The sequence below is a fragment of the Streptomyces diacarni genome (assembly GCF_003323715.1).
Taxonomy (GTDB): Bacteria; Actinomycetota; Actinomycetes; order Streptomycetales; family Streptomycetaceae; genus Streptomyces; species Streptomyces diacarni.
On record NZ_QOIN01000034.1, the window covers coordinates 162,546 to 179,931 of the forward strand.

Sequence of the window (17,386 nt, forward strand, 5' to 3'; positions counted from 1 at the left end):
GGCCGGAGCTCTTCGGAGGTTCCGGCCGGTTCGGAAGCCCACAACCGCAGGCGTAGCCTGATACCCGCCGCTGAATCGAAAGTACGTAGGGAGCCGGACGTGTCCGCTGTCGCACCCGACGGTCGCAAGATGCTCCGCCTGGAGGTCCGCAACAGCCAGACCCCCATCGAGCGCAAGCCCGAATGGATCAAGACCAGGGCGAAAATGGGCCCCGAGTACAACGCCCTCCAGAACCTGGTCAAGAGCGAGGGCCTGCACACGGTCTGCCAGGAGGCGGGCTGCCCCAACATCTTCGAATGCTGGGAGGACCGCGAGGCGACCTTCCTCATCGGCGGCGAGCAGTGCACCCGCCGCTGCGACTTCTGCCAGATCGACACCGGCAAGCCCGCCGAACTCGACCGCGACGAGCCCCGCCGCGTCGCTGAGTCCGTGCGCACGATGGAACTGCGCTACGCGACGATCACCGGCGTCGCCCGCGACGACCTCGACGACGGCGGCGCCTGGCTCTACGCCGAGACGGTGCGCCAGATCCACGACCTGATGCCCGACACCGGCGTCGAACTGCTGATCCCCGACTTCAACGCCGAGCCCGACCAGCTCGCCGAGGTCTTCTCCTCCCGCCCCGAGGTGCTGGCCCACAACGTCGAGACGGTGCCCCGCATCTTCAAGCGCATCCGCCCCGGCTTCCGCTACGAGCGCTCGCTGGAGGTCCTCACCCGCGCCCGCGAGGACGGCCTCGTCGTCAAGTCCAACCTCATCCTCGGCCTCGGCGAGACCCGCGAGGAGATCAGCGAGGCCCTGCGCGACCTGCACGAGGCCGGCTGCGAGCTGATCACCATCACCCAGTACCTGCGACCCACCCCCCGCCATCACCCCGTGGAGCGCTGGGTCAAGCCCCAGGAGTTCGTCGAGCTGAAGGACGAGGCCGACGAGATCGGCTACGCCGGCGTCATGTCCGGCCCCCTGGTGCGCTCCTCGTACCGCGCCGGACGCCTCTACAAGCAGGCGATCGAGGCCCGCAGGACGGGGAACACCTCCGCGGCCTAGTGTCCGGCGGGGCCCCGCGGGAGTGCCCGGCAGGGCCCGCGGGAGCGCCCGGCGGGCGTCCGCCCCGAGGGGCGAGAGGGCGGTGCGGCGAAGCGGTGAGTGAGCTTCGCCGCACATGCGTCTTCCGGCTTTGACCCCCCGGTCACCGCCTGGTAACACCGTCGAGTGACGCTGTAACCGCGCACCGCGCACGGTTCGAACGAGGCGAGGACTGACGGAGGGGCACAGTGCGGACCACCCTGTGGGCACTGGAAGGTCTGGAGCACATCCTGTTCGGCAGCGGTCGGCGGGTCGCGTGCCGCAACGCGTGGACGGCGGTCCTGGAGGACCGCGACAGGGCGAGGTCCCGGCTGGAAGCGGAGTCGGTACGGAACGCGGCGGCGGCCGCCCTGGAAGCGGAGGCGGTAGTGCACGCGGCGGCCGACCGCCCGGCGCCCGCGGCCTCCCGGGCCTGACCCCGGGCCTCCGACCCCCGGGCTGACCCCGCCACCGGCGCCCGTACCTGCACTAAGGGCCCCGGCGGCCCCGTACCCCCGGCCGCGCGGCACACCACGCGCGGCCCCACGTAAACTTCACCGCATGGCGAGGAAGGACAACACCGAGAATCCTGGGCGGCTCAAGCAGATCGCCCAGACGTACAAGATGACCCGGCGCGTGGACCGGAAGATCGGTTGGATCCTGGCCGGCGTGGGGCTTGTCACCTTCGGTGTACTCCTCGCGATCGGCTTCCTGATCGGTCACCCGGTCTACCTGGGCATCGTGGGCGTGCTCCTCGGCCTGCTGGCGTGCGCGATCGTCTTCGGACGCCGCGCCGAGCGGGCCGCTTTCGGACAGATGGAGGGCCAGCCGGGGGCCGCGGCCGCCGTGCTGGAGAACATCGGCAGGGGCTGGCAGGTCACCCCGGCCGTGGCGATGAACCGCAGCCAGGACATCGTCCACCGGGCCGTCGGCAAGGCCGGCATCGTCCTGGTCGGCGAGGGCAACCCGAACCGGCTGCGCGGTCTGCTGGCGTCCGAGAAGAAGAAGATGAACCGCGTGGTCGGCGACGTGCCGGTGCACACGATGGTCGTCGGCGAGGGTGAGGACCAGGTCGAGCTCAAGAAGCTCCGCGTGAAGATGATGAAGCTGCCCCGCACGCTCCAGGGCCAGCAGGTCACCCAGGTCAACGACCGGCTCCGCGCGCTCGGCGACCTCATGAGCAATATGCCCATCCCGAAGGGGCCGATGCCCAAGGGCATGAAGCTTCCGAAGGGCCCGCAGGGCCGCTGACGGGGCCCACCCGACGGTGCTCCCGTGGCGAGTCCCCTGAACGGAGTCCTACGGCGAGTCCCACGACGAGGGGCGGCGACCGCGCACCTGCGCGGTCCCCGCCCCTCGTGCGTTTCTGCCCGTGTACGGCCCGTGACCGGGTGACCGGGTGGGCCGGCCGCGCGAGCGTGCGCGACCGCGCTGTCAGCCGCGTAGCTGGACGGACCCCGACAGCCGGTCGTGGAGGCCCCGGCTGTCGCGGTCCCAGACGAGCGCGGGGATGGCGATGCCGAGCAGCACCGTCCGCACCACCGTGCGCCACACCGGCAGCTTGCCGAGCCCGTCGAGAGCCACGACGCGCAGCCCCAGCAGCCGCTTGCCCGGGGTGCTGCCGACCGTACCGACCGTCAGCACGCTCATGACGACGAAGACGACCAGCGCCCAGTCGCTGGTGCCCTCCAGCTTCCGGCCGGCCAGCAGCGCGAAGGCGATGAGTGCGCAGAGCGCCCAGTCGAGGAAGAGGGCACCGATCCGGCGGCCGACCGGCGCGAGGGAACCGGGCCCCTCCTCGGGCAGGCCGAGCCGCTTGCCGCGGTAGCCGAAGTCGGCTCCCATGTCCGCGGCCGCCGCGCGCGGTCCCGACAGCCACGACCCGATTGCTTCCCTGTTGTCCACCCGTCAACGGTATCGCGCCGATTTCCGGCCGCTGTTTCCGGCCGCCGCCGGGCTCTGCGGTGTCGGGCCGCAGTGCTGATCGTGAGCGCAGAACTCCGCATGGTGAGGGTCGGGGAGGTCGCCCGGCGATTAACATCGGCGAAACAAATGAGTCATGCTGGAGAAATGGCCCCTGCCTAGGGTCGGTGCCAGGCGAGCGGCCCCGTGCCGCAGCCGGAGCCGGAGCAAGCCCGTCCCGACGCGGCGGGACTAGGAGGATGGATGTTCCAGAACGCCGACGAGGCCAAGAAGTACATCGCGGACAACGACATCAAGTTCATCGATGTCCGGTTCTGCGACCTGCCCGGCGTCATGCAGCACTTCGCCGTACCGGCGGATACCTTCGACCCGACCGAGAGCCTGATGTTCGACGGCTCGTCGATCCGCGGCTTCCAGGCGATCCACGAGTCCGACATGGCCCTCGTCCCGGACCTGTCCACCGCGCGCCTGGACCCGTTCCGCTCCGAGAAGCACCTCAACATCAACTTCTTCATCCACGACCCGATCACCGGCGAGCAGTACAGCCGTGACCCGCGGAACGTGGCGAAGAAGGCCGAGGCCTACCTCGCCTCCTCCGGCATCGCCGACACCGCCTTCTTCGGCCCGGAGGCCGAGTTCTACGTCTTCGACGACGTCCGCTTCGAGACGAAGGCGAATGCCGGCTACTACCACATCGACTCCGAGGCGGGCGCCTGGAACACCGGCGCCATCGAGTCCGGCGGCAACCGCGGCTACAAGGTCCGCTACAAGGGCGGCTACTTCCCGGCCCCGCCGGTGGACCACTTCGCCGACCTGCGCGCCGAGATCTCCCTGGAGCTGACCAAGGCGGGCCTGGAGGTCGAGCGCCAGCACCACGAGGTCGGCACCGCGGGCCAGGCGGAGATCAACTACAAGTTCAACACGCTGCTGGCCGCGGCCGACGACCTGATGCTGTTCAAGTACATCGTCAAGAACACCGCCTGGCGCAACGGCAAGACCGCTACCTTCATGCCCAAGCCGATCTTCGGCGACAACGGCTCCGGCATGCACGTCCACCAGTCGCTGTGGACCGGCGGCGAGCCCCTCTTCCACGACGAGCAGGGCTACGCGGGCCTCTCCGACACCGCCCGCTACTACATCGGCGGCATCCTGCGCCACGCCCCCTCGCTGCTCGCCTTCACCAACCCGACGGTGAACTCCTACCACCGCCTGGTCCCCGGCTTCGAGGCCCCGGTCAACCTGGTCTACTCGCAGCGCAACCGCTCCGCCGCGATGCGGATCCCGATCACGGGCTCCAACCCGAAGGCCAAGCGCGTCGAGTTCCGCGCCCCCGACCCGTCCTCCAACCCGTACCTCGCCTTCTCGGCGCTGCTCCTCGCGGGCCTGGACGGCATCAAGAACAAGATCGAGCCGGCCGAGCCCATCGACAAGGACCTCTACGAGCTCGCCCCCGAAGAGCACGCCGGCGTCCCCCAGGTTCCCACCTCCCTCCCCGCCGTCCTCGACGCCCTCGAGGCCGACAACGAGTACCTCCAGGCCGGCGGCGTCTTCACCTCCGACCTCATCGAGACCTGGATCGACTACAAGCGCACCAACGAAATCGCCCCCATGCAGCTGCGCCCCCACCCGCACGAGTTCGAGCTCTACTTCGACCTGTGAAAAGCGCGCGGCGCCATGTGGTGCTGTGGCGGTAGGCGTTCTGTGGGCCGTGTTCTCCTTCGTCGAGGGGGCACGGCCCACGGCTGTTGGACGGGCCCTTGGCCGACGGATTCGTGTCGGTGCGGGGAGTGGCACCTGTGCCGAGTGGTCGGCTGCCCGGTGGGCCCCGCCCACGTCCTCGGACACCGGGTTCGATGTCCGCTCCTGCTGGGCAGGCGCTCCGTGCTCCGGTGAAGGGGACGGGGCGGCCCGTGTGGGGCCGTCACCCCCTGAGCCGGTGACGACTCCGCACGGGTACCCGGAGTGTGGCCGCGAAGTGACCCGGGTTACCGCAGGTCGGTGAGGAGGTTGTCGAGGGCGTCGGCGATGCCTTCCGTCGTGAGACGGCGGTGACCGCCCGTGAGCTGCCTGAGCTCCGGACGGTCACCGCGCCGCGTGCGCCGCGGCAGCCGTCACTCTCCCGCGTACACCGCCTCGATGGGGCGGCTGCGGAGCGCCGAGCGGGTCGGCAGGCTGATGGAGAGCCAGCCCAGCAGGGTCACGAAGGCGATGATGCCGATCCAGGCCAGCGGCTGGATGTGGGGGATCGGCTGGCCTGTCAGGCCCAGGGCGCAGCCCACGGCGGGTGGGATGGCGATGGCCACGCCGATGAGGACGGCGGTGACGATCACGACCCAGGATTCCAGGAACATCATCCGCCGTGTCTGCCGCTTGCTCGTACCGATCAGCCGCAGCATGGCGAACTCGCGGCTACGGCCCGTCGTTGCCATGACCAGGGTGTTCACCACGGCGATGAGGACGTAGAGCATCAGCAGCCCGTTGGCGATCAGGTTCGTCCAGGACTGCTGGGCGAACTGGCCCTGCTGGACGGCGCCGAACTCCTGCGGGCTCTGCACCGCGAGGCCGGGCGTCTGCGCGGCCAGTTCCTCCAGACCGGCCTCCACCTGCGGGGACGCGCCGCTGCTGCCGGCGCTGACGAGCAGTGCCGTGTCCTGCTGGTTGGCGGTGTGTTCGGTCAGCATCCGGTGCGGGAGCGTGATGTCGCCGAAGCCGAGGCCGTTGCCGTAGACGGCGACGACCTTCAGCTTCTTGTGCACTCCGTCGCCGAGGTTGATGTCGGCGGTGTCGCCGACGTCCACCCGCGCCGTGTCGGCGGCCATCCAGCTGAGCGCCACCGTGTCGCCGCGCAGCTTGTCCATGCTGCCCTCGCGCACGTCCAGGTCGAGCGTGTTCTCCAGGTCGCGCCCGTCCAGGCCCTGGGCGCTGAAGGGGTTGGAGGCGGGCTTGTCGATCTCGATGTAGTTGAGCAGGACCTGCGAGCGGGCCACCGGGGTGACGGTCTCGACGCCGTCGACGTCGCGGACCTTCCCGGCCACGCCGGTGGACAGGCCCGTGGTGTCGCTGGTGATCACGTAGTCGGAGACGACACCGGTCGCCGCCTGCTCCTGGGCCGTCGCCTCGACGGTGTTCAGCATCGACAGCTGCATCAGCGCCATCGCGGTGCCCAGCGCCAGGGGCACGACCGCGCTGCTGAGGCGGCGGGCGTTGGCACTGCTGTTGGCACCGGCCAAGAAGCCGCTCACGCGGGAGCGTTTGAACAGTGGCGTCAGCATCCGGGTCGCCGCCTGCACCAGGATGGGGGAGATCAGCGCGCTGCCCACCATGAGCACCACCAGCGCTCCGCCGGCCCCGGCGATCGCCACCTGGCCCGGAATGACCAGCGGCAGCACGATCGACGCCACCAGGCCGAGCAGGAGCAGGCTCACACCGACGGTCTTGCGGGTGCTGCCCAGCTCCTCGCGCTCCGCCTCGGACTCGCTCAGCGCCTCCACCGGCTGGATCCGCGCGATGCGGAACGCGGCGATGAACCCGGCCAGCCGGGCACCCAGCACGGTCAGCAGCACGGCGGCGACGGCCGGCAGCGGGTTGAACGACAGCTCGAAGTCCTGCGGCAACACACCGGCGTGCGCGAACGCGTCCCGCATCAGCCCGGCGGCCAGGAAGCCGGGCGCCGCGCCCAGCACCGCCCCGGTGACCCCCACCAGCAGCACCTCGCTGCCGATCAGCTTGTGCACCTGGCGCGGCGTCGCCGCGATGGCGCGCAGCATCGCCAGTTCCCGGCGGCGCTGGTGGACGACCAGGCCGAGGGTGGAGGAGACGACGAAGATGACGACGCCGAGCGCCGTGCCGCCGAACGAGGCGGACAGCGGGACGAGGAAGCCGCGGGAGGCGCCGACGTCCAGGAACTCCAGGTCGCCGATCCCGTCACCGGTGTAGGTGACGACCTTCGCGCCCGGGTCGGCATTCGCCCCGGTGGCGGCATCCGCGCCGGTGACGGCATCCTCGATCTTCCCGGCGAGGTCGTCGGCGTCGGCCCCGTCCTCGCCCAGGACGCCGATGGCCGTCAGCCGGTCTGGGCGCGGGGACAGAGCGGTGGCCTGTGCGTCGGTGAAGAACGCGGCCGACTGCCGGTCCAGACCGTTCGCGGGCGCGTCGACCAGGCCGACGATCCGGTAGACGTGCGGTGTCGTGCCGACCGAGAGCCGCGCGGTGTCCCCGACTTCGAGCCCGGCGCTGCGGGCGAGGCCGGCGTCCAGCACGGTCTCCCGGGCGCTGCTGGGCCTGCTGCCCTCGGACAGTTCGAAGGGGCCGAGCGCGGTCGAGGACCAGCCGTGGCCGTACAGCGGCTGGTCGAGCCGCACCGGCTCACCCCGTGCGCTGCCGTCGTCCTTGTGCAGGTTCATCTCGACCGTGCGGTCGCGCACGACCTTCTCGACGCCGTCGACGCGGGAAACCTGCTCGGCCGTCGACGCGGGGACGGTGACGCGTTCGGGGAAGTGCGGGTCGAAGTTCTCCTTGACGTCCTTGGTCTGCTTCCCGCCGACCATCACGGTCGCGCCGGCGTACCGCTCGGGGGCGACGCCCGAGAGCAGTCCTGACATGAGCAGTACGCCGCAGGCGGTGATGACGGCCGAGCCGCAGATCACGGCAATGAACGCCGCGATGAAGCCGCCCTTGCGGTTCTTGATGGTGCTCCAGGCGATGTCGAACACGAGCTCCGCCTCACCAGTCGCCGAGGTGCGTCATGTGCTCGGCGACCTGGGCCGGCGAGGGCCGGTTCAGGTGGCCCGCGAGCTGCCCGTCGGCGAGGAAGAGCACCGTGTCGGCGTAGGAGGCGGCAACCGGGTCGTGGGTCACCATCAGCACCGTCTGGCCTATCTCGTCCACGATCTGCCGGAACAGCTTGAGGACCTCCTGGCTGGTGCGGGTGTCCAGCGCGCCGGTCGGCTCGTCGGCCAGCAGCGCGTCAGGCCGGGTCACCAGCGCGCGGGCGATCGCGACGCGCTGCTGCTGGCCGCCGGAGAGCTGGTTGGGCCGGCGGTCGACGTGCTGGCTCATCCCCACCCTGGTCAGCACCTCGCGCAGCCACGCCTCGTCCACGGCCATGTCCGCCAGCCGTGCGACGAGGGTGACGTTCTGTCTGACCGTCAGCGCCGACATCAGGTTGTAGGCCTGGAAGACGTAGCCGATCCGCTCGCGGCGGATGGCCGTCAGCGCCGCCTCCTTGAGGCCGGACAGCTGCGTGTCACCGAGGTAGACGTGGCCGGTGGTCGGCTCGTCGAGTCCCGCGACGCAGTGCAGGAAGGTGCTCTTGCCGGAACCCGAGGGGCCCATGACAGCGGTGAAGGTTCCACGCGGCACGTCCAGGGAGATTCCGCGCAGCGCGGTCACGGCATTCTCCCCTGTGCCGTACGTTTTCGTGACGGAGTCCAGCCTCATGGCCGCTGCCCGCGTCGCCACCGCGGCTGCGGACGCTCCCCATTCCGATGTCATTTTCCTTGCCCTTTCCGGTTGTCGGCAGCTTCACCGTATGAGACCGCCGACGGGGCCACGAACGCCCTGGATCCCGTATCGATGGTGGTGCCTGCTACACCATCACGGTGCTGCGCACTCCACGGCGCGGGGTCCGTACCGGTTCACCTCCCGCTGTACGTCAGGGGCGTGAGGGGGCGTTCGCGGGTGAGGCCGAGGTGTCGGGCAGGGGCCCTGTGCCCAGTTCGGTGGCGGCCCGCTCGACCATGGAGCGCGCATGGTGCAGCCCGATGCGGGCGAACGTGTCGCGCAGTTCGGCCAGCTCCGCCCTGGTCGCGGACCGGGGCCTGCCCAGGCGGGCCAGGGACTTGGCGAGGCCGAGCCGGGACAGCGCCGTCCCCCGCTGCTCGTCCATCGCGGCGAACCGCCCCAGCGCCTGCCGGTAGATGTCGCGGGCTTCCGTGTACCGGCCGGCGCGGTAGAGGACGTTGCCGCGCATCTTGTGGTTGTAGGCCAGAGCGCTCGACAGGTGCATCCCGCGGCAGTCGGCCTCGGCCTCGGAAAGCAGCGCGAGGGCGCGCTCGGTGTCCTCGTCGCGTACGGACACCACGTCCGCGATGCCCCTCAGCGCCCAGGCCCGCCCCCTGCGGTCGTCACCCGCCGCGGCGGTGCGGGCGGCCTCCTCGAACAGCTCCAGCGCCCTGTCGTAGGAGCCGGTGTTGCGGTGCATCTGCGCTATGCCCTCCAGCGCCCACACCGTGTGCCGCACCTCGCCGCGGCCGCGGGCCTCGGTCAGGAGCTGGTCGTGGAGCGCGCCGACGGCCTCGTAGTCGCCCTGGATCCGGCCGGTCTCCGCCAGCCCGGCCAGCGAGTAGCCGCGGGCCAGCACGTCGTCGCCGCGTTCGCCCAGGTCGGCCGCGCGCCGCAGCAGCCGGTAGGCGAGCGGGAGTGCGCCGCGCTGGCGGGCGAGGGTGCCGCCGCTCCACAGGGCCCATGCCATGGCCCCGACGTCCCCCGCCGAGCGGGCCGCCCGGTAACTCGCCTTCCACGCCCGGTCGGCTTCGGTGACGTTTCCGAGGCGCCGGTGGGCCTCCGCGACGGCGAGCCCGCAGCGCGCCATCTCCTTCTCCTCCCCGGCCTGCTCGGCTGCCCGCAGCTGGGTCGCCCCCTGGACCAGTACGTCGGACAGGGACGCGTTGACGGACAGTGCGCCCAGGGCGCCCTGGTACTCGGGGGCGAACGCCTTGGTCCCCGCCGGGCGGGTCCGCGTCGGGTCCTGCCGCGTCGTCCGTGTCATGTGCCGCACCGCCATGCTCCATCGCTCGTCCGTCCTTCGTTCTTTCCGGTTCGACGCTATGAGCGCGGCGGGGGCCGCCGAATCCGTCTCCGCGCTGGTCAACGGGTCATACCTGAGTGCTACGTGTGGGCGCCCACTCCCGAGCGAGACGTACGGGACGTGCGCCGCCCGCTGCTTGCCCGTGGCCGTGGCGCCCGCTGCCTGCCCGTGGCGCCCGCTGCCTGCCCGTGGCGCCCGCTGCCTGCTATCCGCCGGTGGCCGGCAGGGGGCGCACGGTCAGGAGTTGCTGGGCGTGGCCGACCGGGCCGCTCAGGTCGTGCAGGACGGTGCTGGTGAGGCCCTGGCCCGTGGGGCCGAAGACGACGGTGGTGTCCAGGCCGGTCCAGGGGCCTTCGGGCTGACGGTGGAGGTGGAGGGTGAGGTCGACGTTGGGGAACATCCAGTCCGTGGGCGACTGGCGTACGGCGATGCCGTTGGCGGTGTCGACCAGGGTGACGAAGGAGGCCAGCGGGCTGCTGGGCCGGCCCGCCACGAGGTCGACCCCGGTGGTGACCCAGGTGGTGGTGCGGCCGGGCTGCGGCGGCGCGAGCGGCCGGATGTCGAGGGAGGCGATGTAGCCGCCGGGCCACACGGACTCCAGCGGCCAGCGCGCGAGCTCGTCGGGCGGGGTGAGCGTGGCGTCGCCGCCGCCGGCGACGGCCGTGGTGTCGGCTGCGGCCAGGAGCCAGGCGCGGGCGCGTACGACCGGGCGGTCGGCGATGAGGACGACGGCCTCGAGCAGTTCGATGGTGCGGCCCGGGCGGATGCTCTCCACCCGGATCTCACACTCGTCGAGGGCGAGACGGCCCAGGATGTCGAAGCTGATCCGTGCGGGGAGCAGTCCGGTGCGGGGGCGGGCCGCCAGGTGGCGGTCCATGGCGTGGACGATCAGGCCGCCGAGCGGGCTGAAGTGCTGCTCCTCGGTGTTCCACGCTCCGCTCGCGTGCGCGGTGGGCTTGTAGCGGTGTTCGTCGACGGGCTCGTAGTAGCTGTCGGGGGTCGGCGTGCCGGACTGCAACGGGGGGTCTCCTCGGGGACGGGCCGATCACATGATCGGGATGGCGGGGGTTAGCATATGAGCACCGCCTAGCTCGAAAGATAAGAACTGTGACTGTCAACGAGGACGCGTTCACCAACTGGAAGCACCGCGAGGAGATCGCGGAGTCGATGATCCCGATCATCGGGAAGCTGCACCGCGAGCGGGACGTCACCGTTCTGCTGCACAGCCGCTCACTGGTGAACAAGTCGGTGATCAGCATCCTCAAGACCCACAGGTTCGCCCGGCAGATCGCCGGCGCGGAGCTGTCGGTCACCGAGACGCTGCCGTTCCTGCAGGCCCTGACCGCGCTCGACCTGGGCCCTTCGCAGATCGACATCGGCATGCTCGCCGCCACCCACAGGGCCGACGACCGCGGCCTGTCGGTGGCCGAGTTCACCGCCGAAGCCGTGGCGGGAGCGACGGGCGCCAACAAGATCGACCGCCGCCAGGCGCGGGACGTGGTCCTCTACGGATTCGGGCGTATCGGCCGCCTCCTGGCCCGCCTGCTGATCGAGAAGGCGGGCTCCGGCAACGGCCTGCGGCTGCGGGCCATCGTCGTACGCGAGGCCGCGGGCCGGCCGGCGCAGGACCTGGTCAAGCGGGCCTCGCTGCTGCGCCGTGACTCCATCCACGGCCAGTTCCAGGGCACCATCACCGTCGACGAGGCCAACAACACCCTCGTCGCCAACGGCAACGAGATCAAGGTGATCTACTCCGACGACCCGACGTCGGTGGACTACACGGACTACGGCATCAACGACGCCGTCCTCATCGACAACACCGGCAGGTGGCGGGACCGTGAGGGGCTCTCCAAGCACCTGCGCCCCGGCATCGACAAGGTTGTGCTGACCGCACCGGGCAAGGGCGACGTCCCCAACGTCGTGCACGGCGTCAACCACGACATGATCAAGCCGGACGAGCAGATCATCTCGTGCGCGTCCTGCACCACCAACGCGATCGTCCCGCCGCTGAAGGCGATGGCGGACGAGTTCGGGGTGGTGCGCGGCCACGTGGAGACGGTCCACTCCTTCACCAACGACCAGAACCTGCTGGACAACTACCACAAGTCGGACCGTCGCGGGCGCTCGGCGCCGCTCAACATGGTCCTCACCGAGACGGGTGCGGCCTCCGCCGTCGCCAAGGCGCTCCCCGACCTGGACGCGAAGATCACCGGCAGCTCGATCCGGGTGCCCGTGCCGGATGTCTCCCTCGCCATCCTCAACCTCCAACTCGCCCGCGAGACCGACCGCAAGGAGGTCCTCGACCACCTCCGTGACGTCTCGCTCACCTCGCCGCTCAAGCGCCAGATCGACTTCACCAGCGCGCCCGACGCCGTCTCCAACGACTTCATCGGCTCGCGCCACGCCTCGATCGTCGACGCCGGCCCCACCAAGGTCGACGGCGACAACGCCATCCTCTACCTGTGGTACGACAACGAGTTCGGCTACTCCTGCCAGGTCGTCCGCGTCGTCCAGTACGTCTCCGGCGCCGAGTACCCGACGTACCCGGCCCCGGTGGCCTGAACGAGGTCAGGTGCCGGCGGGTCGGCGTGGCTCCCGCCCCAGCGCGTGCGGCCTGTGCCGCACCCACACCCCTACCCCGCTCGCTCCACCGCCTTCCGTCGGCGTGTGGCCGGGCAGTGCGGTGGCTGCCAGCCGGCCCCCGAGGGGCGGTGGGGCTGCTGGGCGACCCGAGCCAGCCGTGCAGGGCCGCGACCTGCTGGTATGGCAGTCCGAGGAACTGCCGGCGGTCTCGGGCAGGCAGAGCCCGGTGCTGCTCCACGGAGTCCCTCACGTGGCGGCGGGACGAGGTACGGGGAGTCAGCCGGGGTGACACGCGGCGGCCGCGTCCCTCGGCGCGTGGGCCGGGCGCCACGCCCCGGGGCTGCCGTCGTGCGAGGAGACAGCCTCCGACCAGGGATTTTTCGGGGGCCGGTAGAGGAAAGAGCCGTTGCCGCGGCCACACGCGGGCCGCTGTGCCCGCGCGCGGCCGGACGGGATATCTTGATATCGAGACGATGTAAACGCGAGACGCGCAGACGCGAAGCGGAGTAGCGGTGACTGACTCGACCATCATCTATACGCACACTGACGAGGCCCCGGCCCTGGCGACCTATTCCTTCCTGCCCGTCGTCGAGGCCTACGCCTCGACGGCCGGTGTCGCCGTCGAGACCCGCGACATCTCCCTGGCCGGACGGATCATCGCCAGCTTCCCCGAGCGCCTGGCGGAGAACCAGCGCATCGAGGACGCCCTGGCACAGCTCGGCGAGCTGGCCAAGACCCCCGAGGCCAACATCATCAAGCTGCCGAACATCTCGGCGTCCATCCCGCAGCTCAAGGCGGCCATCGCCGAGCTCCAGGAGCAGGGCTACGCGCTGCCGGACTACCCGGACGACCCGCAGACCGACGAGGAGCGCGAGGTCCGCGCCCGCTACGACAAGGTCAAGGGCAGCGCCGTGAACCCGGTGCTGCGCGAGGGCAACTCCGACCGCCGCGCGCCGGCCTCGGTCAAGAACTACGCCAAGGCCAACCCGCACCGCATGGGCGAGTGGAAGGCCACCTCGAAGACCAACGTCGCCCACATGGACGACGACGACTTCCGCTCCACGGAGAAGTCCGTCGTGCTGGCCGAGGACGGCGCCCTGCGCATCGAGCTGCACGGCGACGACGGCTCCAAGACGGTGCTGCGCGAGTCGGTGCCGGTCAAGGCCGGTGAGGTCGTGGACGCCTCGGTGATGCGCGTCGCCGTCCTGCGCGAGTTCCTCACGCAGCAGGTGGAGCGGGCCAAGTCCGAGGGCGTGCTGTTCTCGGTGCACCTGAAGGCGACGATGATGAAGGTCTCCGACCCGATCATCTTCGGCCACGTCGTGCGGGCCTTCTTCCCGCAGACCTTCGCCGCCTACGGCGACAAGCTCGCCGCCGCAGGGCTGACCCCGAACGACGGTCTCGGCGGCATCTTCAAGGGCCTGGAGTCGCTGCCGGAGGGCGAGCAGATCAAGGCCTCGTTCGACGCCGAGCTCGCCCAGGGCCCCGACCTGGCGATGGTCGACTCGCACCGCGGCATCACCAACCTGCACGTGCCCAGCGACGTCATCGTGGACGCCTCCATGCCCGCGATGATCCGCACCTCGGGCCACATGTGGAACAAGGACGACCAGGAGCAGGACACCCTCGCCGTCATCCCCGACAGCAGCTACGCGGGCATCTACCAGGCCGTCATCGACGACTGCAAGGCCAACGGCGCCTTCGACCCGGCCACCATGGGTTCCGTGCCCAACGTCGGTCTCATGGCGCAGAAGGCCGAGGAGTACGGCAGCCACGACAAGACGTTCGAGATCCCGGCGACCGGCACCGTCCGCGTGCTGGACGGCGAGGGCACCCTGGTGCTGGAGCAGGCCGTCGGCGAGGGCGACATCTTCCGGATGTGCCAGACCAAGGACGTGCCGATCCAGGACTGGGTCAAGCTCGCCGTCACCCGCGCCCGCGCCACCGGCGACCCTGCGGTCTTCTGGCTGGACGAGACCCGCGCCCACGACAGGAACCTCATCGCCAAGGTGCGCGAGTACCTGCCGCTGCACGACACCGAGGGCCTGCGCATCGAGATCATGTCCCCGGCCGAGGCGATGACCTTCTCCCTGGAGCGCATCCGCCGCGGTGAGGACACCATCTCCGTCACCGGCAACGTGCTGCGCGACTACCTGACCGACCTCTTCCCGATCCTGGAGCTGGGCACCAGCGCGAAGATGCTGTCGGTCGTGCCGCTGATCAACGGCGGCGGGCTGTTCGAGACGGGTGCCGGTGGTTCGGCGCCCAAGCACGTGCAGCAGCTCGTCAAGGAGAACTACCTGCGCTGGGACAGCCTGGGCGAGTTCCTCGCGCTGGCCGTCAGCTTCGAACACCTGGCGCAGAAGACGGACAACGCGCGCGCCCAGATCCTGGCGGACACCCTCGACCGGGCCACCGGCACGTTCCTGGCCGAGAACAAGTCCCCGACCCGCCGGATCGGTGGCCTCGACAACCGCGGCAGCCACTTCTACCTCGCCCTGTATTGGGCGCAGGAGCTGGCCGGGCAGACCGAGGACACCCGGCTCGCCGAGGCGTTCGCCGGCCTGGCCAAGACGCTGACCGAGCAGGAGCAGACGATCGTCGACGAGCTGGCGGCCGTCCAGGGCTCGCCCGCCGACATCGGCGGCTACTACCAGCCGGCTCCGCAGAAGGCGTCGGCCGTCATGCGCCCGTCGACGACCCTCAACGAGGCGCTGGCGACGCTGAGCTGAGACGTCCGACCGCCCGCAGTGAGGGCCCCGGGGGTGCGGCACCACGCCGCCCCCGGGGCCCTCACTCGCTCCGAGCGGGTGTCCCGTTCCCCGGCGAACGGAACGGGGCGGGGGTGAGGAGGGGGAGGTGTTCGGGCGTCACCGGCTCAGGGGGTGACGGGTGCGAGATGGGGGAGAAGTCGGTCAGAGGCCGCAGTCGCAGCAGCTGCAGCACTCACAGCACTCGCACTTCTCGCAGCAGCCCGCGCGCTTCTTGCGGGACCAGGGGCCCTCGTACTCGTCGGCGCAGCACAGCTTGCAGGTGCAGCACAGTCCGATGAAGGCGGCGCAGCCGGCCCAGAAGCCACGCGGGGGCTTGCGGCCCTGGTGCCCGCCGGGGTCGCCCGAGCCGTCGGGGCCGTCCGGGCCGCCGCCCCAACCGCCCCAGCCGTCGCCTCCGCCGCCGGGCGGCACCTCGCCGCCCCCGTGCGGATGTCGCCGCCCGCCCGGACCCCGCGGCGTCTGACCGTACGGCGCCTGGCCGTAAGGGTTGGCACCGTACGGGTTCTGCGCGTACGGGTTCTGGCTGTACGGGCCGTGGGGGCCGGGGCCGTACGGGTTCTGGTGGTACGGGTTGCCGCCGCCGTCGTAGGGGCCGGGCGCCGGGCCCGGGCCCGGGTGGGCACACCGGGTGGTGCCGAACGCGCGGTCGACCGCGCGCGGCAGTTCGTGCACCAGCAGCACGTGGGCCAGCCTGCCCTCGGCGAAGTCCACGTCGCGCAGCGCCAGTCGGATGCCGTGCAGGGCGTCGTCGCACAGGCGCCGCGCCTCGGCCACCGTCGCGCCGGTCGCCGTCAGGGGGTTCCAGGCGCCCTCGGCCGCGTCCTGGTAGCGGTCCTCGACCGCGTCCAGGAGGTGGGCCAGGCGTCCGAAGAGGCGGCCCGCCTCGGCCAGCGGCGCGGCGTTGCCCGGCTTGCCCGCGAGGATCGCGGTGTGCGCGAACGCCGCCGCGGTCGCGGTCTCGGTCGGCTCGGTCACCGTCGTCAGCGGCGTGCCGGGGCCCGCGGCGTGCTCGATGCCGGTCTGCCGGTCCACGGCGTCCACCAGGACCGCCGTGTCGAAGCCGAGTGTCCCGCCCGCGCGGGCGCCGGCCCTGTCCCAGCCCGCCGCTATCCGGCGGGCGGCGGCGGCCACGGGACGGCGGCGCATCATCCCGTTCCGGTCGGCTATGTGGTCCCGCACCTTGGCCGAGGCCAGCACCAGGGAGACGGAGGCCGCCAGCCGCGCGCCCTCGCCCTGCGCGACGGACGCCGTGCGCATGCCGCGCAGGGGGCAGGGGCCCGCGGTGCGGCGGGCCGCGTCGGCGCGGCCTGTCTGCGCGTCGGTGAGGACGGAGACGAGGAGGCCGTCGTAGTTGGTCACCACCCGCGCGAACTGGCCGTGGTCACCGCGCAGCGCCAGGCACAGCCCGCACAGGTGCGCCATCCACTCGGCCCGTAGCCCCTCCGAAAGCCGGTGCTGACACGGCCTGACGATTCCGAACACGAGATCCCCCGTACATGTGACTCCTGCCGTGGTGCTCGGGCAGTGCGGCGATGGTACCCAGCCGCCCGACACGGCCGTCCATCCTGCCCCGCACCTGTGCACGAAACCTGGCCCCGGCCCTCACACCGCTGGTGCACCATGGTGGGCATGTCCAGTGTGCTCATCCTCGGATTCGACCCGCACGTGGTGCCCGGTACGGACGCTGACGCGCTTCAGGCGGCGCTCGACGGGCAGTTGGCCCGGTTCGCCGACCACGCACTCGACGCGTCGGTGGCGCTGCTGCCCGCCGACGCATCGGCCGTCTCCGTGGCGGTCGCCGCGCTGACCGAGCGGGAGTGGGACGTGGTCGTCATCGGCGGCGGCATCCGCAAGCCGGAAGGCGCGCTGCTCTTCTTCGAGCAGGTCGTCAACCTGGTCCGCGAACACGCTCCCGGCGCGGCCCTGGCCTTCAACTCCGGCATCGGCGACACCTTCGAAGCGGCCCGACGCCGACTGCCCGCCGCACCCTGACAGCGCGGCGGAAAAGCGCGGCGGAAAAGCGCGGAGACGGCGCGGCGGAAAACCGGGTGCGCACCGCCCGCCCCGCTGTTACGTTCGACGGCGTGAAGCGCGCCCCACGCAGTGCCGACGCACGCATTGCCCTGACGACGACGCCGGAGCAGGACCCGGCGCGCTGAGTGACGTACTGAACGACGAAGCCCCGGGCCGAGCGCCCGGGGCTTCGTCGTGGTGGCGGCCCGCGAGGCGGCCC

General features: G+C 71.2%; 13 protein-coding genes. 7 read left to right on the plus strand and 6 right to left on the minus strand.

The features are described 5' to 3' along the window. Positions 1 to 99: 99 nt before the first annotated feature. From lipA to DTL70_RS07410, 3 genes are all read left to right on the plus strand, one after another. Entirely contained in the window at positions 100 to 1,047 is a 948-nt protein-coding gene (lipA, locus tag DTL70_RS07400; protein ID WP_114018596.1) for a lipoyl synthase, read from the plus strand. Positions 1,048 to 1,274: 227 nt separating this feature from the next. Further along, positions 1,275 to 1,502, plus strand: a complete 228-nt coding sequence (locus DTL70_RS07405; RefSeq protein WP_114021043.1) for a hypothetical protein — start codon at positions 1,275 to 1,277, stop codon at positions 1,500 to 1,502. Positions 1,503 to 1,626: 124 nt separating this feature from the next. Next, entirely contained in the window at positions 1,627 to 2,316 is a 690-nt protein-coding gene (locus DTL70_RS07410; protein WP_114021044.1) for a DUF4191 domain-containing protein, read from the plus strand. Positions 2,317 to 2,499: 183 nt separating this feature from the next. Here DTL70_RS07410 and DTL70_RS07415 read toward each other — a convergent pair whose 3' ends face one another. After that, positions 2,500 to 2,970, minus strand: a complete 471-nt coding sequence (locus tag DTL70_RS07415; protein WP_114021045.1) for an RDD family protein — start codon at positions 2,968 to 2,970, stop codon at positions 2,500 to 2,502. A 261-nt stretch (positions 2,971 to 3,231) separates the two neighbouring features. Here DTL70_RS07415 and glnA point away from each other — a divergent pair, with 261 nt between their 5' ends. Continuing rightward, positions 3,232 to 4,647, plus strand: coding sequence for a type I glutamate--ammonia ligase (gene glnA / locus DTL70_RS07420; protein WP_114021046.1), 1,416 nt, complete (start codon positions 3,232 to 3,234; stop codon positions 4,645 to 4,647). Between the two features lie 452 nt (positions 4,648 to 5,099). Here glnA and DTL70_RS07425 read toward each other — a convergent pair whose 3' ends face one another. The 4 genes from DTL70_RS07425 to DTL70_RS07440 form a co-directional block, all read right to left on the minus strand. Next, positions 5,100 to 7,700: an ABC transporter permease gene (locus DTL70_RS07425; protein WP_114021047.1), complete on the minus strand. Its 2,601-nt coding sequence runs from the start codon at positions 7,698 to 7,700 to the stop codon at positions 5,100 to 5,102. A gap of 10 nt (positions 7,701 to 7,710) precedes the next feature. Beyond that, positions 7,711 to 8,481, minus strand: a complete 771-nt coding sequence (locus DTL70_RS07430; protein ID WP_220183593.1) for an ABC transporter ATP-binding protein — start codon at positions 8,479 to 8,481, stop codon at positions 7,711 to 7,713. 160 nt (positions 8,482 to 8,641) lie between these two features. After that, positions 8,642 to 9,757, minus strand: a complete 1,116-nt coding sequence (locus DTL70_RS07435) for a tetratricopeptide repeat protein (protein WP_114021113.1) — start codon at positions 9,755 to 9,757, stop codon at positions 8,642 to 8,644. Between the two features lie 244 nt (positions 9,758 to 10,001). Then, complete coding sequence (locus DTL70_RS07440) at positions 10,002 to 10,814, minus strand: thioesterase family protein (RefSeq protein ID WP_114021048.1); 813 nt, start codon at positions 10,812 to 10,814, stop codon at positions 10,002 to 10,004. 89 nt (positions 10,815 to 10,903) lie between these two features. Here DTL70_RS07440 and DTL70_RS07445 point away from each other — a divergent pair, with 89 nt between their 5' ends. Next, positions 10,904 to 12,358 (plus strand): glyceraldehyde-3-phosphate dehydrogenase, encoded by a 1,455-nt coding sequence (locus tag DTL70_RS07445; protein ID WP_114021049.1) that lies wholly within the window; start codon positions 10,904 to 10,906, stop codon positions 12,356 to 12,358. Positions 12,359 to 12,891: 533 nt separating this feature from the next. Then, a complete protein-coding gene (locus tag DTL70_RS07450) occupies positions 12,892 to 15,111 on the plus strand; it encodes an NADP-dependent isocitrate dehydrogenase (protein WP_114021050.1) in 2,220 nt (739 codons plus the stop codon). 183 nt (positions 15,112 to 15,294) lie between these two features. On the opposite strand, the gene DTL70_RS07455 is transcribed toward DTL70_RS07450, so the two are convergent. After that, the gene (locus DTL70_RS07455) at positions 15,295 to 16,635 is read right to left on the minus strand and encodes a DUF5685 family protein (protein WP_114021051.1); all 1,341 of its coding nucleotides are present in this window, start codon (positions 16,633 to 16,635) and stop codon (positions 15,295 to 15,297) included. A 147-nt stretch (positions 16,636 to 16,782) separates the two neighbouring features. On the opposite strand from DTL70_RS07455, the gene DTL70_RS07460 reads away from it, so the two are divergent. After that, positions 16,783 to 17,145 carry a hypothetical protein gene (locus DTL70_RS07460; protein ID WP_114021114.1) on the plus strand — a complete coding sequence of 121 codons (363 nt, stop codon included), beginning with the start codon at positions 16,783 to 16,785 and terminating at the stop codon, positions 17,143 to 17,145. Positions 17,146 to 17,386: the final 241 nt, after the last annotated feature.

What these genes read in the sequence shown, in the direction of transcription:
- DTL70_RS07410 (WP_114021044.1), top strand. Translation starts at nt 1,627, where the DNA reads ATGGCGAGGAAGGACAACACCGAGAATCCTGGGCGGCTCAAGCAGATC.
- glnA (WP_114021046.1), top strand. Translation starts at nt 3,232, where the DNA reads ATGTTCCAGAACGCCGACGAGGCCAAGAAGTACATCGCGGACAACGAC.
- DTL70_RS07430 (WP_220183593.1), bottom strand. Translation starts at nt 8,481, where the DNA reads ATGACATCGGAATGGGGAGCGTCCGCAGCCGCGGTGGCGACGCGGGCA.
- DTL70_RS07435 (WP_114021113.1), bottom strand. Translation starts at nt 9,757, where the DNA reads ATGACACGGACGACGCGGCAGGACCCGACGCGGACCCGCCCGGCGGGG.
- DTL70_RS07460 (WP_114021114.1), top strand. Translation starts at nt 16,783, where the DNA reads ATGTCCAGTGTGCTCATCCTCGGATTCGACCCGCACGTGGTGCCCGGT.